Below are 22,972 nucleotides of genomic sequence, written 5' to 3'. Positions count from 1 at the left end.
GAAAACTCAGTCGCCGTCGGCGATGCGGTTGCGACCGCCCAGCTTGGCCTGGTACAGGCGGCGATCCACCAGCTCGAGAAACGCCTGGCGCTCGTCGCCGTACATGGGCACCACGGTGCCCACGCCGATGCTCATGGTCAGCGCCTTGCCCGCCATCGAGCGCTCGTGCGGAATCCACTCCTGCGCCAGCAGTTCCTGGCAGCGTTCGGCCACGTGGCGCGCCGATGCAGCGTCGGTCTCGGGCAGCAGCAGCACGAACTCCTCGCCACCGAAGCGCGCGAGGAATTCGTGGCTGCGGCGCACGGCCTTGCCCAGCACCTTGGCCACCATCTTCAGGCAGTAGTCGCCCTGCACGTGGCCGTAGTGGTCGTTGTACTGCTTGAAGTAGTCGATATCGAGCACCAGCAACGACAGCGGCTTGCCGCTGCGGCGGGCATCGACCCAGTCTTCCTCGAACACGGCGTCGAAGCGGCGGCGATTGGCGATGCCGGTAAGGCCATCCTTGAAGGACAGCGCCTCCAGCTCGCGCTGCAGCTCGATCAGCCGTTGCTCGGTGCGCTTGCGCTCGCTGATATCGAACATGAAGCCGACCAGCGAATCCACGCTGCCGTCTTCCTTGCGCACCACGTGCACGACGTCGCGGATCCATACATAGCTGCCGTCCTTGCACAGCGCGCGATAGTCCGCCTCATGGTCCACGCCGGCCTTGGACTGGGCCACGCAGAAATTGACCGCCCACTCGCGGTCCTCGGGATGGATACGGTCGGCCCAGTCCTGCACGCTGACCCAGCTGGCCGGTTCCCAACCAAGCAGGGCTTCGATCTGGGGGCCGATGTAGGAGAACGACAGGCTGTCCCAATGGATGCTCCAGGGAATGGCCTTGGTGGATTCCAGCAGCGTCTTGTAGACGGCGCTTTCTTCGTCGAGGGCGATGTCGATTTGGGTCATGGGGCTTGCTCGCGTCGCGGGGTGTCAGACCCATGGAAACAAGCAACCACCATGCCGCCACCTCCCGCCTGCCCGAAAATGGCTCAGCGGTGGGGCTTCCGGCTACGCGCGGAATGGGGAGACCAGCCAACCGGAATGCCCGATACCGCCCCACCCGGTCAGTTCACGACGCGGCCCGGTAGAAACGTTCGGTGGGGTCAGGCAAGGCGCCCAGGTAGCGCCATGAGGATCATCGACACCTGCTCCGCACCCGCGTGATGGCCAACCACCAGCTTGATGAGCAGCAGCAGCCCGATGATCGCGATCACCGAACTGACAAGGCTGATGAGCAGTGCCCGCGTGTAGGTGGTCACCATCACCATCTGGATGATGAGGGCGCCACCGAAGAATCCGGCCAGGCCGCCGATCAGCCCGGACGAGATGATCGCCTCCACCAGCTTCGACAGGCAGAGTTGCAGGACCAGCACCAGCAGGACGGTGCCAAGCCCGGTCTTTTCCGCTCCCAGCGCGCGCGCCGTATACATGACGGGGAAAACCGCCAGCGCTATCAATGCAAGCAGGACGAGCAGAAACGTCAACATGGGGCCATCCTTGGCGGAGGGGGACCTAGCTCCCTGGCGAGTCGCAAGTATTTGCGATCAATAGGCGAGGAGTCAACCAGGCCACCCGTGCATCGCGCGACGGCATGTCAGGAACAGCCCACAAGGCGTACCCGAGGACCAAACGGAAGCTCTCGGCCAGCGCCGGGAGCTTCGCGGCAGCCTCAGCGCAGGCCGGTTTCGGCGCGCGCGATCACGATGCGCTGGATCTCGCTGGTGCCCTCGTAGATCTCGGTGATCTTGGCATCGCGGAAATAACGCTCCAGCGGCATTTCGCGGGAGTAGCCCATGCCGCCATGGATCTGCACCGCCTGGTGCGAGATCCACATCGCGGCTTCGGACGCCATGAGCTTGGCCATGGAAGCCTCGGTGCCGAAACGGCCGCCGTGCTTCTCCACCTCGCCCTTGGTCCAGGCGGCGCGCAGCGTCAGCAGCGTGGCGGCGTCGAGCTTGCACTTCATGTCGGCGATCTTCGCCTGGGTCATCTGGAACGTGCCGATCGGCTGGCCGAAGGCCTTGCGGTCGCGGGACCACTGCACCGAAGCCTCATAGGCGGCGCGCGCAATGCCCACGGCCTGCGACGCGATGCCGATGCGGCCCGCGTCGAGCAGGCTCATGCCCATCGCAAAGCCCTTGCCTTCTGCGCCCAGCAGGTTTTCCTTCGGGCACACGTAATCGGTGAATTCGATTTCGCAGGTCGCCGAGGCGCGAATGCCCAGCTTGGGCTCGCTCTTGCCGGCGTGGAAGCCCGGCAGCTGGGTGTCGATGACGAAGGCCGACACACCCTTCGCGCCGATACCCGGCGTGGTGATGGCGAACAGGATGATGTAGCGCGCCACCATGCCGGAGGTGATCCAGCTCTTCTTGCCGTTGATGACCCAGTCGCCGTTGGCGTTCCTGGTCGCGCGGGTGTGCATGGCCGATGCGTCCGAGCCGGACTGCGGCTCGGTCAGCGCGTAGGCGCCGATGGCCTCGCCCTGCGCAATGGCGCGCACGAACTTCTGTTTCTGCTCTTCCGTGCCGTGCTTGAGAATGCCGGTGCAGAACAGCGAATTGTTGACCGACATGATGGTCGCAGTGGCGGCGTCAGCCGCGGCGATCTCGATCATCGCCAGCACGTAGGCGATCGGGTCCATCCCCGCGCCGCCGTACTCGGTCGGCACCTCGATGCCCATCAGGCCCAGCTGGCCCATCTCACGGATGTTGTCGAGCGGGAACTCCCCCTTCTCATCCAGCTCGGCAGCCACCGGCGCGATGCGCTTCTGCGCGAAATCGCGGGCAATGGCCTGAATCGACAGCTGGTCTTCGGTAAAACGGAAATCCATGACGGTTCCAAGGGGAAGTAGGAAGCCGCCTATTTTAGCCCGCCCGCGCCCATACCCTCTGTGCAGGTGCAGCAAGGCCGGGCCTCGCCCTCCCTGTAGGAGCGCACCCAGTGCGCGAAAAGCCTACAGCGCGGCAACAACGAGACTCCGCGACCCCGCAAAGGGTGGCCCCCAAGACCAGTACCCTCTCCCCCTGTAGGAGCGCACCCAGTGCGCGACCGCGGCGCCTGGCATCAACGCTCCGTAGGCTTTTCGCGCACTGGGTGCGCTCCTACATAAGCAGGCCAACATAAGCAGGCCGAACTTGACGCCCCGCGACCCTAGGCCTAGCCTATTGCATCTCTGTATCGCGATATAAGGATAACCATGGATCTGGCCACCGCCTCCAGCATCCTGCGCCTGCTGGCGGACCCGACCCGGGTGCGGCTGCTGGCGCTGCTCGAGCGGGAGGAGCTGACCGTGGCCGAGCTGGCCGCCGTGCTGCACCTGGCCCAGCCACGCGTGTCCACCCACCTGGCCAAGCTCAAGGAAGCGGAACTGGTGCGCGACCGTCGCGCCGGCGTCTCGGCTTACTACCGCGCCAACGGCGATACCGACGAACACCAGTACGCCCTGCTGAAGTCGCTGCGCGAGAGCATCGACGATGCCCTGCTGCGCGAAGACGCCGCCCGCCTGCCGGGCGTACTGGCGCAACGTGCCCGTGAGGAAGGCTGGGCCGACACCGTGGCCGGCGACATGGAGCGCCACTACTCGCCGGGCCGCACCTGGGAAACCCTCGCCCGCTCGCTGCTGCAATTGCTGGAAACCGGCGACGTACTCGACATCGCCTCGGGCGATGGCATCACCGCCGAACTGCTGGCGCCGCATGCACGTTCCATCGTGTGCGTGGACAGCAGCGACCGCGTCGTGGAAGCGGCATCCCAGCGCCTCAAGCCGTTCGCCAACGTGGAAGTACGCCTGGGCGACATGCATGCGCTGGACCTGGGAGAGCGTCGCTTCGACCTGGTGCTGATGCTGCACGCCCTCACCTACGCGGAGCATCCGGCGAAGGCCGTCGCCGAGGCTTCGCGCCTGCTGCGCAACGGCGGCCGACTGCTCGCCGTCACGCTGGGCAAGCACGATCACCGTGCGGTGGTGGAACCGTTCGACCATCGCAACCTCGGTTTCTCCGCCAGCGAACTGGATGGTTTCGCCACCTCTGCCGGACTGGAAGTCCTCAGCTGCAACCGCATCAGCCGCGAACGCAAGGCACCTCACTTTGAAGTGATGAGCCTGCTCGCACGCAAACCCTCCTGAGGTATCCATGAGCACGATTCCCTGGCTCCACCCCGAACGCGTCGCGCTGCTGCAGCGCCTGCTGGGCGAGCGCATCCTGATCCTGGACGGTGGCATGGGCACCATGCTGCAGCGTCACTCGCTGGACGAAGGCGCCTTTCGTGGCGAACGCTTCGTCGACGGGCATGACAGCGCGCATACACACGACCATCCCGGCAGTTGCGACCTCAAGGGCAACAACGACCTGCTCACGCTGACCAACCCGGACATCATCCGGGGTGTGCACGAAGCGTATCTGGAAGCCGGCGCTGATCTGGTCGAAACCAATACCTTCAACTCCACCCGCATCAGCCAGGCCGACTACCACCTAGAGCACCTCGCCTACGAGTTGAACCGGGAAGGTGCGCGCCTTGCGCGTGCGGCCTGCGACAAGTGGGAGTCGAAGACGCCGGACAAGCCGCGCTTCGTCATCGGCGTGCTGGGCCCCACCAGCCGTACGGCGTCGCTCTCGCCGGACGTCAATGATCCCGGCTTCCGCAACGTCACTTTCGAAGAACTGGCCAGCAACTACACCGAAGCGGCAAGCGGACTCATCGACGGCGGCGCCGACCTCATCATGGTCGAAACCATCTTCGATACCCTGAATGCCAAGGCCGCGCTGTTCGCACTGAGCGAGCTGTTCCACCAGCGCGGCACGCGCATGCCCGTGATGATCTCCGGCACCATCACCGACCGCTCCGGTCGCACGCTGTCGGGCCAGACGGCCGAGGCGTTCTATTACTCCGTGCAGCACGCGCGCCCCATCTCGGTGGGTCTCAACTGCGCACTCGGCGCCGCGGACCTGCGACCGCACGTGCAGACGCTGTCCAACGTCTCCCAGTGCTTTGTCAGCACGCACCCCAACGCCGGATTGCCCAACGCGTTCGGCGAGTACGACGAAACGCCCGAACAGATGGCCGCGGTGATCGGCAGCTTCGCCCGCGACGGCCTGCTCAACCTGGTGGGCGGCTGTTGCGGCACCACGCCCGACCACATCAAGGCCATCGCCGACGCCGTGCGCGACTGCGCGCCGCGCGCCCTCCCTTCCGCCAACGCCAAGGTTGCCTGAGTCCCGATGATGTCCCGTCACACCCGCCTTTCCGGACTCGAACCACTGGTCATCACGCCCGACCTGCTGTTCGTCAACGTGGGCGAACGCACCAACGTCACCGGCTCCGCCCAGTTCCGCAAGCTGATCAAGGAAGATCGCTACGAAGAAGCCGTGGAGGTCGCGCGCCAGCAGGTCGCCAGCGGCGCGCAGATCGTCGACGTCAACATGGACGAGGGCCTGATCGACTCGGAAGCCGCGATGACGCGCTTCCTCAACCTGATCGCCGCCGAACCCGATATCGCCCGCGTGCCGGTGATGGTCGACTCGTCCAAGTGGACCGTGATCGAAGCCGGCCTGCGCTGCCTGCAGGGCAAGGGCATCGTCAATTCGATCTCGATGAAGGAAGGCGAGGAGATCTTCCTCGAGCACGCGCGCAAGGTGCAGCAGTACGGCGCCGCCGTGGTGGTGATGGCGTTCGACGAACAAGGCCAGGCCGACACCTGCGAACGCAAGGTGGAAATCTGCTCGCGCGCCTACGAACTGCTGACCACGAAGCTCGACTTTCCGCCCGAAGACATCATCTTCGACCCGAACATCTTCGCGATCGCCACCGGCATCGAGGAGCACAACAACTACGCGGTGGATTTCATCGAGGCAACGCGCGAGATCAAGCGTCGCTTTCCCGAAACCCACGTGTCGGGCGGCGTCTCCAACGTGTCGTTCTCGTTCCGCGGCAACAACACGGTGCGCGAGGCGATCCACTCAGTGTTCCTGTACCACGCCATCAAGGCGGGCATGGACATGGGTATCGTCAACGCCGGCGCGTTGATGATCTACGACGACGTGCCCGAAGAACTGCGCGAGCGCGTGGAAGACGTGGTGCTTAACCGCCGCGCGGATGCCACCGAGCGCCTGCTCGAGATCGCCGAGAAGTTCAAGGCCAAGAAAGGCGAGGTGGTCGTCGAGAACCTCGCCTGGCGCGAGAAGCCGGTGCGGGCTCGCCTCAGCCATGCTTTGGTGCACGGCATCGACCAGTTCGTCAACGAAGATACCGAGGAAGCACGCAAACTCTCCACGCGCCCGCTCGACGTGATCGAAGGCCCGCTGATGGACGGCATGAACGTGGTCGGCGACCTGTTCGGCGCCGGCAAGATGTTCCTGCCGCAGGTGGTGAAATCCGCGCGCGTGATGAAGAAGGCCGTGGCCTATCTGCTGCCCTACATCGAAGAAGAAAAGCTGCGCACCGGCGATACCGGCAAGAACAACGGCACCATCGTCATGGCCACGGTCAAGGGCGACGTGCATGACATCGGCAAGAACATCGTCGCCGTGGTACTCCGCTGCAACAACTTCGAGGTGATCGACCTCGGTGTGATGGTGCCGGCACAGAAGATCCTCGACACGGCCCGCGAACACAACGCCGACATCATCGGCCTGTCCGGCCTGATCACGCCGTCACTGGAAGAGATGAGTCAGGTCGCCCGCGAGATGCAGCGTCAGGATTTCCATATCCCGCTGCTGATCGGCGGCGCCACCACGTCGCGAGCGCACACCGCACTGAAGATCGAGCCGCACTACAAGTCGCCCACGGTATGGGTGAAGGACGCTTCGCGCGCCGTCGGCGTGGCTCAGTCGCTGGTCAGCAAGGAGTTGGTCGACAACTTCATGGCCAAGGTCCGCGCCGAATACGCCGAAGTGCGCGAGCGCCACAAGCAGCGCGGCAGCGGAAAGTCGCTGGTCTCACTGGACAAGGCGCGCGCGCAGCGCTTCAGCACCGACTGGGCCAGTTACGAACCACCTGCACCGCGCCAACCGGGTGTTACGGTGTTCGACAACTACGACCTGGCAGAGCTGCGTCGCTATATCGACTGGTCGCCGTTCTTCAATGCATGGGAGCTGGCAGGACGTTACCCCGCCATCCTCAGCGACGAGATCGTGGGCAAGCAGGCGACCGAGCTGTTCAACGACGCGCAGGCCATGCTGGACAAGCTCATCGCGGAGAAGTGGCTTACGGCCCGCGGAGTGATCGGTTTCTGGCCGGCGGCCGGCACCGGCGACGATGTCGAGGTACAGCTGGAAAACGGCAAGACCGTTGCCCTGCATCACCTGCGACAGCAGGCAGACAAGCCAGTCGAGCGACCGGATTTCTGTTTGTCCGATTTCGTGTCGCCCAAGAGCAGCGGCAAGTCGGACTGGGTGGGTGGCTTCGCCGTCACCGCCGGCATCGGCATCGACGCCCATGTCGCGCGCTTCGAAGCCGACCACGACGACTACTCAGCCATCCTGCTCAAGGCGCTGGCCGACCGCCTCGCCGAGGCGTTCGCCGAACGCATGCACGAACGCGTGCGCCATGAGTACTGGGGCTATGCCCCGGACGAGTCGCTCGACAACGAGGCGCTGATCGACGAGAAGTACAGCGGCATCCGCCCGGCCCCGGGTTACCCCGCCTGCCCCGACCACACCGAGAAGGCGACGCTGTTCCGGCTGCTCGATGCCACGCGGAATACCGGTATCGAACTCACCGAAGGCTTTGCGATGTACCCGACCGCCGCCGTCTCCGGCTGGTACTTCTCCCATCCGGACAGCCAGTACTTCGTGGTGGGCCGCCTCACCCGCGAACAGGTCGAGGACTACGCCAAGCGCAAGGGCTGGACGCGCGAGGAAGCCGAACGCTGGCTGGCCCCCAACCTCGACTACGACCCCGACTGACACCAACCAGTCAATCAGGCACCTCGATGCATTGGTGGGTGCCTGATGCATTTGTGGGAGCGCACCCTGTGCGCGACAAACGCTGCGGCATCACCGCTTCGTTGGCTCGTCGCGCACAGGGTGCGCTCCCACAAACAGCCGGCTAAAGAACGAACCGCTGAAGGCCGGTCGCCGCCCTCAAACCTCACTCTCAACCAACGACCGCCGCTTCACCTCGCGCATATGCACAACGAGGTTGTAGACCGACACAAACGCCGGGAAGAAGTTGGAAAGAATGCCCACCGAGTCGTTCTTGCCAAAAACGAAGTAAGACAACAGCAACGCACTGCCGACCACCGACAGCCACCAGAACGACAGCGGCATCACCACCCGTCCCAGCTTGCGCGTGTAGTAGAGCTGCACGAACCAGCGGCTGGTGAACATGATCGAGCCCAGGAAACCGACCACCTTCCAGGGCGTGAACTCGAAATTATGCAGGGCCTGGAAGATGTGGTTGAGTTGATGCTGCAGGAAGTCCATGAGCCTGGGCCGGTAACGTGTTAAACGCGACATTGTACGCGTTCACCTTTCACAGGCCTGCCCAGCCCATGGCAATTTTTGGACCGAAAGCCTTGACCCCGCCCCCGGGGCACCGTATATTTGCGCGCTCGGCGGGCGATTAGCTCAGCGGTAGAGCACTGCCTTCACACGGCAGGTGTCGCAAGTTCGATCCTTGCATCGCCCACCACCGAATAAACCCTTGTTCCAAGGGACTTCAGAGGCTCCAGAGATGGGGCCTTTTTTGTTGCCTGCGCTTAGGGACGTGTGCACTTTTGGGTCCCTCATTCACTGGGGCAGTCTACGGACTCCCCATGCGCACTCCCCTATACAGCCTCAGTGTCTGCCATGGGTGCCGTTGTGCCAAGGGGAGGCAGCCCCTTAGCACTTTCGAGCAGCGACGATGCCCTGCGCGCGCCTCAACCGCTTGGGTGCAGATTGGTGCATTGCCAAGAGTCCGGCTTGCATCCCACATTGCTGGCTTCCGAACTAGACCAATGGCTTGCCGCCTGCAACAAGAGTCCTGGCCAATGAGTGGCCTCCGACATAGGGCAACCCAGCCACCAAGAACATAGGGCGAATTAGCGTCGACATAAACCATGTCACGGATGTGATGACGCCATGAACATTTCATTTTCAGAAAATCACATAGCAAATCACATTGCACCGTTATTCGATGAATTCGACGATGATGGTCGCGACCTCGGGATCGAGCCCGATCTTCGATGAAAGTTCGCCCAGATCCGCGTTGTTCAATTCGCGCACTACACTGCGCACCGCACTGCGACGGCCCTCCTGGCACCACACATTGAGCAGGGAAACCAGCGGCAGCAGCGTGTCCGCAGCGAGTACATCGGGCACGGTCTCGATCTTCCGGCGCAGGCGTGTCCGAACCACGTAGCTGGAGCGCGCGTGCCAGGCCACCACGGGATATTCGAGGAGGCGTCCGGAAAATGCCCGGTTGCATTGATTGATCAGGCGCTCGGCCACCTTTTCCTGCTGTGCCTCGATGAGATGCCTGAGGGCTTGCGAAAATGCGGCCAGCCGACCACCTTCCCGGTGGTCTACGGGTATTTCCATGGCCATCGAATTAATAATCCATAGGTGGCGCGCGAGCTCGTTATTGGAAAAACTAAATAAGGAACCCTGCCGGGCATGAAAAGCCCGCCCGCATTGCTGAATTCGAGCATTTCCGACGAAGGGAGGACCAACCAGCCGCCATTCGCCGATTACCCGGGCCGCGCGCGAAGGTGCGCACGGCCCGTTCCAGTGAAAACCTTGCTCACTGCGCCATCCGGGCGCGCTCCTCCGGCGTCAATTGCTCCTTGGCACGCATGCTCAGCTGACCGGCGCCCAGTACCTGCACGGGACTGCTGGGATCGTAGCGACGGCGGCGATCCTTCTCGTCGATGGCGCCCGTGCCATCGCCGAAGCCAAGCACCTGCACCGAAATCACGGAGGGCAACTTGTTGCGTGCGTCATCCTGCTGCTGCCGGCTCACGTCGTCGACCGCCTTGGTCACAGCGTTGGCAGCGGCGCTCGCCGCATTCAACGCACCGATATTGACCGCCTGCGCAACCGGCACGCCGATCTTTTCACCCTGCACCTGGATGTTGTCCGCATTGGCCACCTGTGCCGCGGCGACGATCAGGTTGCCCGATACGCGGATGCCTGCATCGCCCGCGTCGACCGTGCCGCGCGGCGCGATCAGATAGACGTCACCGGACGGGCCACCGGGCAGTGTCTGCAGCGTGGCAATGCCTGCGCCACTCACCTGTCCGCGCGCGTCGATACGACACCAGGCATCGATGGTACACAGGTAGGTCGGCGGCGGAATTTCCGCTGTGGTCTTGGCGCCCTGGCCGGCGTTGATGTCGCCATTGGAACTCCACATCACCAGATCGCCGCCCTGCTCGGTGAAGATGCGACTTTGCGCGAGCAGCACGCTGCGATCGGTGAAGACGTTGATGTCGCCCTTCTCCATCGACAGGATGCCCATGCTGTTCGGGCCGGCAATGACGTTACCCGCGCCATCGGTGATCACCGGCGGCGCGGATGCACTGCCCACCAATGCCTCGCCACCGGGGCCGAGGATGGTGATGTTGCCGCCCTGCTGGGTCTGGATCGTGGAACTGCGAATATCCAGATCGCCCGTATCGACGGTCTTGGCCGCGCCATTGATGCCGCCCTGCCCGCTGCCATTGGAGGTATAGCCGAGCGACGCAGGGAACAGCGTATCGATGGCGGCGTAGCCGCGCGCATATTTGCCGTAGTAGGCGCTGCTGGGATTGTTGTAGTCGCTGCCCACCGCCGCGAGGATCTTGAACAGCGACTGCTCCACGAATTGCCGCTGCACATAATCGGGCTGCTGGTTGAACAACTGGCGGGCCTGCTCCGGCGTCAGGGTCACGCTGAGCTTGTCCTGGGCGAACCCGGTATCCACCACCTGGCCCGCCACGCGACGCTCCATGAAGGCGACCAGATCCGGCATCAGGCTGTCCACGCCCGTCGACGCATCGGCACCGTCGACATAGGCGGCGATAAAGGCCTGCGTATCCATGCCGGGTCCAACGCCGAAGAGCACATTGATGTCCGCGCCGGCATGCGGCAGATAAGGATTGAGCAGGTTGCCCACGGTGTCGATGCCGGTGCCGACACCACCCGATTGCACCGCGATGTTGCCGGCCGCTTCCGTCTCGTTGGCCAGCGGCCCGATATTGCGTCCCGCCTCGACCAGGAAGCTGCCCGGGCCGCCGAGCATCAGGATCGGCGTCAGCTGATAGGCGAAGGGATCCTTGGACGTCTGCACGAATGTGGTGCTGAGCGGCGTGTCGTAGATGTCGTTGCCGGCGGAGATGCGGGTCACGTCGGCGTCGCGCACGTGTTGCCCGGCGAAATACAGGTTCACGATGTCGTGTCCGGCGTACACCAGCGCCTGCTTGGCCGGTGCAATCTCCAGCGAGCGCTCGTTGAACCCGCCGGGCGAGTCGATGCCGTCCGTGATGTCGCCCGTCAGGGCATAGATCTTCACCGGTTGCGTGTCGTCGGCGTGCAGCGGCGTTGAAGCGTGCAGCACGCTGCCATAGATGCTTGCCGTACTCGCATCGGCATCGATGTAGCCGAGAGTCCAGAGCGCTTTGAAGTTCGTGGACGCCAAGGCATTGCCGGACGGCAGCAGCGCGGATGGCAGCGCATCGGCGTCGACGTCGATCAAGCCGAAGCCGGTCGTACCCGCGGAGATGCCTGGAGTGGATACCGGATAAACCTGCTGGCTGAAACGGATGTCCCCGTTGGCCAGCAGGTCGAGATTGCCCGTCGCCGACGGATACAGGCTGCCTGCACCCAGGATATTGAGATTGCCCGACAAGGCCTGCAGATCAACCGTCGCCGGCAGTATCGAGCCCGGATCCAAGGCAATGCCGCTGCCATATCCGAACAACGCGCCCGGCACCTTGAGCGAGTCCAGGCTCACATCGCCCTGACTGGCCGTCACACTCAACGATGAAGCCGCACTGTAGCTCTGGCTATCGAAGCGCCCTGCCGTCAGCGCCGCGCCGAACTGACCGGCATCACCATTGGCGCCCAGCAGATACGAGGGATCGAACACGCCGCCGATATCCACACCGAGTCGAGCATGCACATCCAGCTGGGCATCCTGCAGGGCGAGCAGGGTCGACACCGTCGTCGTCGTGCCGCCGTAGTTGCCGCCCGAGGGCGCCGTGTAGCTCAGGTCGCTTGCCACGGCGCCACCGGCCTGCAGGCTGCCCTCGCCCTTGGCGACGAAATACGTGCCACTCAGGATGTCGCCACCCGCATGCACCTGCAGGTTGCCGCCGCCGACGGTGGTCACGCTGGTGCCGTCCGCGTTGGCATACCAGGTGGTCGGCAGCGATACCGACAGCTGACGGATATCGCCGCCCGCATTCACCGACACATTGCCGCCGGCGCTCATCACGCCCTGGTCGAAGTTGGCGAAATTGATGGACGAGGCGTTGCCGCTGGCAGCATTGGCCGTCTGCATCCACGGCCACCAGTACTGCGAGATGTTGCTGCCCGCGCTGCCCTTGGTGACGGCGCCGGTCGTATCCAGCACCTGCTGGATGGCGTTGATGTCGCCCTGTGCCGCAAGGCTCACGTCGCCACCCTCGTCGGGATTGACCTGGCCCGTGCTCAGCATGGTCGGCAGGGTAGCGCTCGCGGCCGGATTCCAATTCGCGCGGAGTACCGAAACACTGGTGTCCGCCGTGGTCCCCGTAGCCGGCGTGCCAGCCGTATAGACGGCCGCTGGCGAGCTGCTGTCCAGCCAGTCGATGTCGCCGCCCGCGGCCACGTCGATGGTACCGGTGCCGGTACGCACCACCGTGGGAAGCAACAGCGTCTTGTTGTTGAAAATACTGGAGCTTGGCGCGGTAAGCGTATCGACCACGGTGAAATGACCATCCAGCAATACGTTGCCGGCATCGGCCACCGTGCTGAGGGGATCGGCAGCATCCATCTGCGCACCGGCCACCAGGCGATACGACGAGCTCGATCCGCCCAGCAGCGTCGCCGACGCCAGCGACGCAGGACTACCCAGCGACGGCATATTCGACGGGCTGTTGTTGGCCGCACTTGCCGGTACGTCCACCTTGGTAGGCGGCGTGGACGGGCCCGTGCCTCCCGAAGAGAACGGGTCGGACGCCGGTGCAAACGGCGCATAGAACAGCTGGCTTCCCACCACGCCGCTGCCCACGTGCACCGATACGTAGTTGTAGTAATCGTTGTGTCCCTGGATGTAGGTGGCGTAGTCGCTCGTGTAATCGGTGTAGTTCGCGTCGATCGGCAGCAGCAAGGGCGACGGCGTGGTGTTGCGCTTGCTCACCGGCGAGAACGCGAAGTTCGTCTGCAGCCAACTCTGGTAAGCCGCCACATAGTCGGAGTAGTCGGTATAGGCGCCCGGCTGCGGCGCGACCAGCGTCGTAGGGCTATAGGCCAGGAAGTTACGCGATGCCACGTTGTTGACGTTGATGAAAGCCTGCGCCCAACTACTCGACTGCGTGCCATCGCCGATCTCGCCGAGATAGGCATCGTAGTTGGTGTAGTAATTGGCCGATTGCGCCGTCAACGGCGCCTGGATTGCCTGATAGTACGGGTCGCTGGTGATGCTGATGGTGCCGCCGCCCGGCGTCAGGCCTTGCGCGACGGTGCCTGCCTTGAGGTTGATCGTGCCGTTCCACACGCCATTGGCATCAAGGAACTGTTGCGTTTTCTGATATTCCGCCAGCGCCTTCGCGTAAGCAGGGTCCGTCGGATCCGCGGCCGGTGCAAACGGCGCATAGAACAGCTGGCTTCCCACCACGCCGCTGCCCACGTGCACCGATACGTAGTTGTAGTAATCGTTGTGTCCCTGGATGTAAGTGGCGTAGTCGCTCGTGTAATCGGTGTAGTTCGCGTCGATCGGCAGCAGCAACGGCGACGGCGTGGTGTTGCGCTTGCTCACCGGCGAGAACGCGAAGTTCGTCTGCAGCCAACTCTGGTAAGCCGCCACATAGTCGGAGTAGTCGGTATAGGCGCCCGGCTGCGGCGCGACCAGCGTCGTAGGGCTATAGGCCAGGAAGTTACGCGATGCCACGTTGTTGACGTTGATGAAAGCCTGCGCCCAACTACTCGACTGCGTGCCGTCGCCAATCTCGCCGAGATAGGCATCGTAGTTGGTGTAGTAATTGGCCGATTGCGCCGTCAACGGCGCCTGGATTGCCTGATAGTACGGGTCGCTGGTGATGCTGATGGTGCCGCCGCCCGGCGTCAGGCCTTGCGCGACGGTACCTGCCTTCAGGTTGATCGTGCCGTTCCACACGCCATTGGCGTCCAGGAACTGCTGCGTCTTCTGGTATTCCGCCAGTGCGTCGCCATAACCGTTGTCCGAGACCGGCGGCGGTGGTGCAGGCGGTGCTGGCGGCGTCGCTGCATTGGCCAGCGTCGCACCGTCGTTCTGCTGATAGAAACCGTCGGTGATGCTGGCCTGGACGTCCAGATCGCCGGCGGCGCGCACGGTGAGGATGGGTGCCATGCCCTGGTAGCGATAAGCCAGCACGATGCTGCCATCGGCTTGCGTCGTTCCCGCGCCGAGGTTCCAGTTGGTCAGCACGGAGATCTTGCCCTGCTGCGTACCGTCGGCCGGATTGTCCAGCTCGATGCCCGGCCGCAACTGCACATTGGCGATGCCGGCGTAACGGCCGCCAAAGCTGTAGCCCGGCTGCTGCACATAGGACATCAACGTGCCGGCGCCCTTGCTGGCATCGCCGTCGACGTAGCCGTAGAAACCCGCGTGCGCGGCATCCAAGCTGTCAGGCATGAAGTAATCGTTCTGCAGATACTGCGTCAGCGTGGCCGCATCGGCCGGCGCGGCGAGGATCTTGCCCGAGGCATCCGTCCAGGTACCCGCCACCATGCTGCCGTCGGCGCTGTACCAGCCGGCCGGGTCGATCAATCCATCGAAGTACTTGGCCGGGTCCGCGGGTTTGTCCTTGGTGCTCCACACGGCATACGGCTCGATGGTGACGACGCGCGCGCCGACGATCCGGCCATCCACACCGATCTGCACGTCACCGTTCGCCAACAGCGGCGCGCGCAGGCTCACCGAGCCGCCCGACAACGCGTCGGCGGAACCGCCGGAAACATTGATGAGCGCATGGGCGCCGATCTCGATGCGACCGGAGTCCGCGGCCTGCACGTTCTCGTAGCCGTACGTGGTATTGAGCGAACCGTCCGGCGTGCCGCTGGTCGCGATGGTGACGCTGCCGCCGCGCTGGGCGGGAACGTCGCTCGTGGCGATCAGCGAACCTTCGACGTCGACGCCCTTGTTGCCGAACAGCGAAATGGTGCTGCCATAGTGACCGGCGGCATTGACCGTGCCGTCGATCAGCACCTGGCCGCCGCCGGCATCGCTGCCGTTGGCGCTGAGGTACACCTGCTGCGCCTGCAACGTGTGCCCGGCCGCAAGACTCAGGTTGCCCGCACCGCTCACCACCTGGAACAGCCCGGTGGCGCCGGAAGCATTGGCAACGTCGACCATCGCATCGAGATCGACCGCACTGCCGCTGCCCAGCGTGAAGTAACCACCGCGATAACCGCTGATGGCGCCACCCGACAGCGTGCCGCCGAAGTTGGCCTGGGTCGCCGCCTGCACGGACAGGCTGCCCGCATCACCACCGGCGCCAGCACCGGAGAAGTCCAGCATCGAGCCCGACGCGAACGTCACCGCGCCATGCTCGGAGGTGATGCTCAAGGCACCACCCGGCGCGTACGTCGTGGTGTCGAAGAAGGTCTTGTTGACACCCGCGACGGACAACTTGCCGCCCGCGGCAACCATCACGTCGCCGTTGCTGGCGTCGATGGTGAGATTGCCCGCTGGTGCGCCTACCAGGGTGCCGATGGCTACCGTACCGCCGTTGAGCTGCAGCGCGCCGCCCATGACGTCGGTCAGTAGCGCCCCCTGTGTACCGATGACGCTCAACGCGCCCGTGGTGGTCAGCTGGCTGTCCGCTGCGTTGTCTGCCAGCAGCCAGGGCGTGGTCAGGTCGACGTCCACCGAACCCGCATTGAACGAACCGCTGCCCTGCCCCTTCATGCCCTGGGCGGCCGTGGCGGCGAAGCGGCCGAAGCCGCTCAAGCCCGTGTTGCCTGCGCCGAAATCCACTTCGCTGGCGTGCACGGTCAGTTGTCCGTTGCCCGCGGTGAAGGCCAGATTGGCCGCGCCCAGGTCATTCGAAAGACTGAGGTGATCGGCCTGGATGCTGACCGCGCCACCATCGCTGGTGAACGTCCCCGCGCTAAGCCCAAGGTCGTGCGCCAGATCGATGGTGACGTCGCCGTAGAAGCCGATGTTGCCGCGGCTGCGCAGGGTGACGCTCTGCGCGCCGCGCAGCAGGTTCAGCGTGTCCGGGCCGATGACGAAACCGCCGCCGCCCGACGCCAGCGATGCATCGCTGCCCACGAAGGAGATCTGGTTGCTGTAGCTGTCGATGGCCTTGGCCGACAGCGCCGCGGTGGCGTCCACGCTGGTCGCGCCGGTGGCGTCCAGGGTCAGGGCATTGCCGCCGTTGACCAGGGCGCCCGCACCGATGGTGAGCTGGCCCACGCCGGTGGTGGAGGTGTCGTTGCGTACGATTCCGGTTGCGCCGTTCTGCGAGACACGCAGCAAGGCGCCATCGCCGTCGACACCGGCAATCGCCTTGCCACTGGCATCCGTGCCAGCCGCCACGCCGAACACCAGCGGCAGGCTGGTGCTGCCTGATGCCGTGCCGCTGGCCACCAGTGCGCTGCCATCCTTCAGCACCACGCCCTGCGCGCCGGCATGCCCCAATCCGTTCGCAGCCAGCAGGATTTCCGGGCCCTGCAGCGGATGCGCCGCATCGTTGGACAGCACCACGCTGTCCGCCGAGGTGGTTACCTGGTAACCGTTGCCGGTTAACTGGCGCGTGCCGCCGAGCAACAGGCTTCCGGCACCAAGCGCATCGAGACCGTCGGCGGTCACCGTCAAATAGCCGTCCATACCGGACTGGCCCGCGCTGACCACGTCGATGGCCTGCGCGGCGATATCCACCAACGAACCGCGGCCACCCGTAGCGGGCGTCGCGGTCAGGGTGGCGCCCAGATCGAGCGTCTGCCCGGCGGCGAGCGCAAGGCGTCCCGCATCGGCGACGGCGGCCGGCGCCACCAGGCCGCTCTTGGCGGCGAGGCTCGGGAAGAAGGTGTCCGCGTCGGTCAGCGTGTACTGCGAATACTGCTGCCACACCGGCTGCGACTGCACCAGGAAGGTGGTGTTGCGTGCGGCATGCGCGCCCGTCAGTGCGTCGGCAAAATAGCCGTTCACCGCGAGCGTGCCGTCGGGCTGCGTGGCCGACTGGCCAAGCACCGTGTCGACCGCGCTGGTGTCCTGCACCACGCGGTACGCGCCCGGCAAGGTCGCGTACTTGGCTGGCAGCAAGGTGTAATAGCCGGCTGGCAGGCCCGGCGCGCCGGACAGATAGACCTGCTGACCCACCGCAGGGCCCGCGCCGGCGCCGTTCTGGAATGCCGCGTCCTGCGCGGCGACCGGCGAAGCATAGCCGGGGATGATCGCGTAGATGGCCCGGCCATCCGCGTACTGCGGCACCTGCACGCCGGTGGTGCTGGCGACATAACTGGTCCCGTATTGCGACAGCACGTCCCGCGAACCGCCCGTGCCGGCCACCCATTCGGCGGCCTGCAGATGCCCGCCGCCGGAAACGTCGATGCCTGCACCGGCATCGAGCGACAAGGTGCTGCCGTACAGCTCGATCTGCTTCGACGGTGCCGAAGCCAGATCCGGCGAACTTGCCAGGGGATCGCCGCTGTAGCGCCACTCCACGCCGTCGACTGTGGTGCCGTAGGGCACGGTCTGCCCATCCAGCGACACGGACGTAAGGCTGCCCGGCGCCAGATGCACCGACTGGGTGACCGCCAGCGGGAACACGCTGGGATCGATGCCGAACGCCGCGGCCTGCGCCACAGGATCGCTCACGCCCAGCACCAGCGTGCCGGACTGCACCCGCAGCGTGCCTTGCTGCTCGATGCGATCGGCACTGATGAGCAACGCACCGCCGGCCGACAGCGGCGCCGTGCTGTTGCCATTGGGCAGAATGGACACCGTGGTCGACAATGCATTGCCGGCTGCATCCTTGATGCCCGATGCATTGGCGTCGATCACGAAGTGATAGTCGCTGGCCGGATAGACCTGCGCCGCCTGCAACTGCAGGTTGCCAGTGGTGAACAGCAGGCCCGCGTGCTCCACGGCCTTCGTATAGGCGAGGTTCGCCGGCGCGGTGAAACGGATGTCGCCGCTGGAAACAAAGTCCGCATTGGCCCAGCGCTGCAGGTCCAGCCAGCCACCCATGTCGATGAAGGCGGCATCGATCTGCAATGTGCCGTCGCCGGCCTGTGCGACCGGCGCTGCCTGCGCCGCCGTGCTGCCGTTCACGCCTCCGGTGAGGCTGACATAGGGGGCAGTGATCTGCACATGGCCGCCACCGGCAACATAGCCTGTGCCGGAATCCAGCGTAGTCGCTCCGGTGGACAGCGCCTGCAAGGCCGGTGCATTGACCACGAACAAGCGGCCCAGCGAAAGGTTCACGTCGCCGGCAAACGCGAGCGGCACCGCGACCGAGAAGTTCGCGTCGGCATTGATCGAGGGGTCCGGCCCTATCGTCAGCGATGTGATACCCGAGTTCGCCAGTCGATCGACAGCGAAATGCAGCACGCCCGACGGCGCGCCCTGTTCCACGGCAGTGCCGGGCGCCAGCCCATCGGGCACGAGCATGCCGGACTGCTGCAGGATGATGCCTGTCGCCGCCGGCGCCCCTTGCTGGGGGCTCACCTTGCCAAGGCCGGAAAGACTGAGGCTGCCGCCTTCTGCCTGCGCCGCACCGCCATGCGCATCCAGCGTGGCGTCGACATACAGCCCTGCCGCGGCGGCGAGCGAGATGCTACCGGCATCGCTCCACACCGGCGTCGGCGTGTACTGCGTCGTGGCGCCGAGCACGCCACCGCCCTGCGTCGGAAGATCGAAAGTGTCCGAGGCACCCGACACATCGATGACGCTGCCCTGCTGCGCCACCACATAGCCACCACGCGCCATCAGCGTCACGTCGCCGCCATCGAGCACCACGCCCGTGCGTGGCACGCGCTGACCGAGCAGGCCGCTCGCCGCATCGGCGGTATTGACCGCGGTTGCCCACGGGTCGATCAGGCTCACGCCCGACGCATCGAGCAGCGAGGAAGCCCCTAGCCACACTTCGGGCGTGACTGCCGGCAGCCCCTTCAGGCGGCGCAGCTGATTGGTGGACAGGCTGATGCTTCCGCCCGGCGCTGTGATATTCCCCTGCACGACAGTCGCCTGCGTACCGGCAAGTGCAACGTTGCCGCCCGCATCGACCACGATGTCAGCACCCTGCCCCAGCGTCACCGACCCGCTCACGCCCGCGTAGGACGGTATGCTGGCGCTCTGGTTGAGTTCCTTCAACCAATTGAGATACCCGCCCGCCGTCAGCGAAAAACCAGGGCCGTGATCAGCGGATGTCTCACGCGTGACGTAACGATGATAGGCATCCAGCGCGCCCTCCATGGCATAGATGCCATCGGGATGCGCTGCATCGGTGGCGTAGAGATCCGTCCCCGTCGGGGCCGTGAGCAAGGCCTGGTCAATCGGCAACAGATTGTTGCGCGCGACGACCACTTGCGCGCCCGGCGCGATGGTGCCGTCGGTGATGGCGGTGAGCTGGTAGTTGTCGAAACCCTTGCCGCTGAAGAACGACGGATCGAGATAGAGCCCGCTGGTCACCGGGACGGAAGCCGGATCGCCACCGATCTGGATCGCCGATGCCTGCAGCGCCAAGGTGCCGCCACCGCTGAAACCATCGCCAAGCAACCTGCCATCAAGCACCAGGGCACCACTGTCCAGCGAGCTGGGAGGTGAGACACCGCTGCCGAATGCCGCACTTCCGACCGCATAGGTCGTGAGGGTGATGTCACCTCCGTGCCCCACTGGCACACCCTGGCTGCGTTCAACCACATCGTTGATGCCGACATAACCGCCACCGGACACATCCAGCGTGCTGCCGTTTTGCAGGATGATCGAGCCCGTGCCGTCAAGGCTGCCGTTCGTCGGCTGCAAAGCCTGCTGCGTGGTCAGCGAAATCGAGCCGCCGTTGACGTAGCGATCGCCGATCTGGCCGTCTGCACCGCGGCCGCTGTCGTTCACCCACAGGCCGCGCGTGCTCAGCGTCGCGCCGGTCCCGACGGTGATGTTGCCGTCGACAGGAAGGTCCGGCGACGCCTGCGTGCCCAAGCCCAATGTCACGGAAGGCCCCACCGACGTGACCGCGATGGTTCCGGCAGCAGCGCTCAGCGTGCCGAACAGGTCGATGTGTGATCCGGACAGCGCAATGCTGCCGCCCGGCACGACGCTGAACTGCGTGCCGGCCTGCTCGACAATCTCACCGCTGGATGATGACTTGCCACCCTGACTCGCGGTAAGGCTGACGTTGGCAAGCCCCGCGTTTTGGATCATGTCGGCCGACACCGGCAGCCAGTAGCGCTGATCCGTCGCGACGCCGGTATCCGCGGGTTGCGATGCCAATACAGCATCCCACGACGTGCTTGCGTCGAAACCCGGTACTTCGTTGTCCAGCACCAGCGCGGACTGCTGCAACAGGATGCCCTTGGCGTAATTGGTCCGCTCGAAGTAAGCCGTGCCGATATCGTTCAGGTCGAAGGTGCCACCGCTGGGCTGCTTGCCCTGCTCCGCCTGGTTGCGACCCGTAAAGGCTTGCGCGCTGATCTGTCCATCCAGCACCAGCGCGTTGCCCGCTGTCACGCTGAGCGTACCGGCATCGCTACCCACGACGTAGCCCGGGTCCCACCGCCCGACACCGGCGAGCAAGGGGTTGTTGTAGCTTTCGGTAATGCCCCAGCGCGAATGCACCACCGAGAAATCGCCCGCGAAACCCACGTAATCCATGTTGGGATCGGCGTTGGCGATGTTGTAGACGCGACCATTCGCGCCCAGCAGATTCGGCGTGGTCACCCAGCCCGCCTGGTAGGCGACATAGCCGCCATCCAGGTTCAGTTGCGCGCCATTGCGCACGATGACCTCGTCGCCGTTGAGCGAGACGGCACCGCCCTTGGTCATCAGCTGCTGGATGTCGCGCGGCATGTTCCGCACGTAGCCGGCCACATTGAGGATGGGGCTCCCCACCCAGTCGAGCCCGTCGGCACGCGTGCCACTCTGCGTGCTGTCGATCAGCACGTTCTTTTGCGTGTAGAGAAAGCTGTTGCGCAACAACGGCGAGTCAGCCAACTCGTTCTGGCCGACTCGCGGCACGGTCACCAACAGCGCCGACATGGGCAGGCTGACGTTTGCGAGACCTGATACATCGACCACGGCGCCCGCATCGACATAGATCCGGCCAGACGTGGGGCGTGTATCGCCCTGATCGGTCATGGCCGTGACGCTGAGCGAGGCACTCGGTGCTTCCAGCAGCGAACCCGCCTGGAAGGTAGCCGTTCCGCCGTAAAGGGCGAGCGAGCTTTCCTTGAAAGCCGCGTCCGCCGCCGCGGTGGATGACGTGGTACTGCCGTCCTTCTCCGGCAGGATCGCAGTGACCGAGCCTGGCGCGAGTACCAGGCTACCGCTCTGAGTGAAAAGCGCGCCACCGGGTGCCGACGCATCCGGCACGCCTCCCAGCCCGGCGGTAAGTTCGATGCTGCCCGGGTAACTGATGCTGGTCGAAGCCAGCGCCACGCCACCCTGCAGCACGTTATAGCCGAGCATATGCACTTGCCCACGCCGCGACTCGATCAGGCCGGTGTTCGATGCATTGCCCTGCCCCGTGCTGGCCGTCGACGTATTGAGCAGCTGGAGCGCGCCGCCGCTGGCGCTTCCCTTGGGATTGGCGAAGCTGGAACCGGCGGCAAGAATGGCTTGCCCATCGTTGGCAACGATCGATCCTGCGTTGGATACATTCGGCGCAGCGATCAGCGCGAAGCCCTGCGCGCCCGTGGTGATCGACGCACCCTTTTCAATCACCACATCGTGGTTTCGTCCATCGGTGAATGCACTCGAAAACAAGCCGTTGTTCGACTGCGCCCCTGAAATGCCGCCATTGAAGAAGGCCGCATTGCTGGCATTGACGTCACTACTGAACAGGTCCAACGAACTGGCCAGCAACGAGCCCGTGTTCACCTGGCTGCCCGCGCCAAACAGGATGCCGTTGCGGTTGAGCAGGTAGACCGTACCTTCGGCCTTGATCTGGCCAAAGATCTGACTGGGATTGCCACTGGGATCGGTGATGCGGTTGAGCACGATCCAGTTGTTGCTGTTATCCGATTGCGTGCCGCCGCTCTGGTTGAAATAGAGCGTGGTGTTGCGGCCAATGTTGAAGCTGTCCCAGGTAAGGATGGCCTTCTGCGCCGTCTGCTTGACCTGCACCGTGGTCTTGCCGGCGCCGGTGGTCTGCACGGGCACGCTGGCGTTCTGCCACAGCAAGGGATTGCTGGACACACCCGCCGCCACCTGCAGGCCGCCTGCGGCGATGCCATCGGGTACCGGATTGGCCAACTGCTGCGCGGCCTGCTGGGCAACCTGTTGCGCGCTGATCTGCGCGGCGACGGCCGCCGCCGCATTGTTGAGATTGGCGATGGATTGCTGCACCACGCGTTGCTGCAACAACTGCCCCGAGGTCTGCGCGGCCAGTCCGCTTGTATCGGGCAGATTGCCGGTGGCGGCGTTCGCATTGGGCGTTGGCGCGGCGGCGTTGTTACGCTGCCCGGCCAGCCAGGCCTGGCTGAGCGCCGGTGTGCCGGCATGCGCATGCATGGCACTCATGGCCAGTGCAGCGGCAATCCACTGCGCCAGGGGGCGTCGGCCAGGTACGGCGCGCGACGATGTGGCGGAAACCTTTTGCGACCTGACCGTCTTGCTCACGAGACCC

9 protein-coding genes and 1 tRNA gene are annotated in these 22,972 nt (G+C 64.7%); 4 read left to right on the top strand and 6 right to left on the bottom strand.

The features are described from left to right. Positions 1-6 precede the first annotated feature (6 nt). From EPB08_RS17735 to EPB08_RS17725, 3 genes are all read right to left on the bottom strand, one after another. Complete coding sequence (locus EPB08_RS17735) at positions 7-948, bottom strand: GGDEF domain-containing protein (protein ID WP_130620425.1); 942 nt, start codon at positions 946-948, stop codon at positions 7-9. A gap of 197 nt (positions 949-1,145) precedes the next feature. Next, positions 1,146-1,529 carry a hypothetical protein gene (locus tag EPB08_RS17730; RefSeq protein WP_130620424.1) on the bottom strand — a complete coding sequence of 128 codons (384 nt, stop codon included), beginning with the start codon at positions 1,527-1,529 and terminating at the stop codon, positions 1,146-1,148. A gap of 182 nt (positions 1,530-1,711) precedes the next feature. Beyond that, a complete protein-coding gene (locus tag EPB08_RS17725; RefSeq protein WP_130620423.1) occupies positions 1,712-2,872 on the bottom strand; it encodes an acyl-CoA dehydrogenase family protein in 1,161 nt (386 codons plus the stop codon). A gap of 366 nt (positions 2,873-3,238) precedes the next feature. Between EPB08_RS17725 and EPB08_RS17720 the strand changes: the two genes are divergently transcribed. The 3 genes from EPB08_RS17720 to metH are packed head-to-tail and all read left to right on the top strand — an operon-like array spanning position 3,239 to position 7,946. After that, positions 3,239-4,168, top strand: a complete 930-nt coding sequence (locus EPB08_RS17720; protein WP_130620422.1) for an ArsR/SmtB family transcription factor — start codon at positions 3,239-3,241, stop codon at positions 4,166-4,168. A 7-nt stretch (positions 4,169-4,175) separates the two neighbouring features. After that, positions 4,176-5,255, top strand: coding sequence for a homocysteine S-methyltransferase family protein (locus EPB08_RS17715; protein WP_130620421.1), 1,080 nt, complete (start codon positions 4,176-4,178; stop codon positions 5,253-5,255). Between the two features lie 6 nt (positions 5,256-5,261). Beyond that, the gene (gene metH / locus EPB08_RS17710) at positions 5,262-7,946 is read left to right on the top strand and encodes a methionine synthase (RefSeq protein WP_205746386.1); all 2,685 of its coding nucleotides are present in this window, start codon (positions 5,262-5,264) and stop codon (positions 7,944-7,946) included. Between the two features lie 177 nt (positions 7,947-8,123). Here metH and EPB08_RS17705 read toward each other — a convergent pair whose 3' ends face one another. After that, on the bottom strand, positions 8,124-8,465 hold the full coding sequence (locus tag EPB08_RS17705; protein WP_130620631.1) for a lipid-A-disaccharide synthase N-terminal domain-containing protein: 342 nt from the start codon (positions 8,463-8,465) through the stop codon (positions 8,124-8,126). A gap of 133 nt (positions 8,466-8,598) precedes the next feature. On the opposite strand from EPB08_RS17705, the gene EPB08_RS17700 reads away from it, so the two are divergent. Continuing rightward, positions 8,599-8,673 (top strand) — tRNA-Val (locus EPB08_RS17700). Between the two features lie 479 nt (positions 8,674-9,152). Here EPB08_RS17700 and EPB08_RS17695 read toward each other — a convergent pair. Next, complete coding sequence (locus EPB08_RS17695; RefSeq protein ID WP_130620420.1) at positions 9,153-9,473, bottom strand: hypothetical protein; 321 nt, start codon at positions 9,471-9,473, stop codon at positions 9,153-9,155. 292 nt (positions 9,474-9,765) lie between these two features. Beyond that, complete coding sequence (locus EPB08_RS17690; RefSeq protein WP_165418532.1) at positions 9,766-22,965, bottom strand: filamentous haemagglutinin family protein; 13,200 nt, start codon at positions 22,963-22,965, stop codon at positions 9,766-9,768. Positions 22,966-22,972: the final 7 nt, after the last annotated feature.

The sequence above is a fragment of the Dyella amyloliquefaciens genome (assembly GCF_004296575.1).
Lineage (GTDB): Bacteria > Pseudomonadota > Gammaproteobacteria > Xanthomonadales > Rhodanobacteraceae > Dyella > Dyella amyloliquefaciens.
The sequence above is the reverse complement of the archived record's forward strand: the minus strand, read 5'-3'. Positions and strand labels throughout refer to the sequence as shown.

Bases quoted from the DNA above. Each gene is read 5' to 3' on its own strand.
- EPB08_RS17735 (WP_130620425.1), bottom strand. From the start codon at position 948: ATGACCCAAATCGACATCGCCCTCGACGAAGAAAGCGCCGTCTACAAG.
- metH (WP_205746386.1), top strand. From the start codon at position 5,262: ATGATGTCCCGTCACACCCGCCTTTCCGGACTCGAACCACTGGTCATC.
- EPB08_RS17715 (WP_130620421.1), top strand. From the start codon at position 4,176: ATGAGCACGATTCCCTGGCTCCACCCCGAACGCGTCGCGCTGCTGCAG.
- EPB08_RS17705 (WP_130620631.1), bottom strand. From the start codon at position 8,465: ATGGACTTCCTGCAGCATCAACTCAACCACATCTTCCAGGCCCTGCAT.
- EPB08_RS17720 (WP_130620422.1), top strand. From the start codon at position 3,239: ATGGATCTGGCCACCGCCTCCAGCATCCTGCGCCTGCTGGCGGACCCG.
- EPB08_RS17730 (WP_130620424.1), bottom strand. From the start codon at position 1,529: ATGTTGACGTTTCTGCTCGTCCTGCTTGCATTGATAGCGCTGGCGGTT.
- EPB08_RS17725 (WP_130620423.1), bottom strand. From the start codon at position 2,872: ATGGATTTCCGTTTTACCGAAGACCAGCTGTCGATTCAGGCCATTGCC.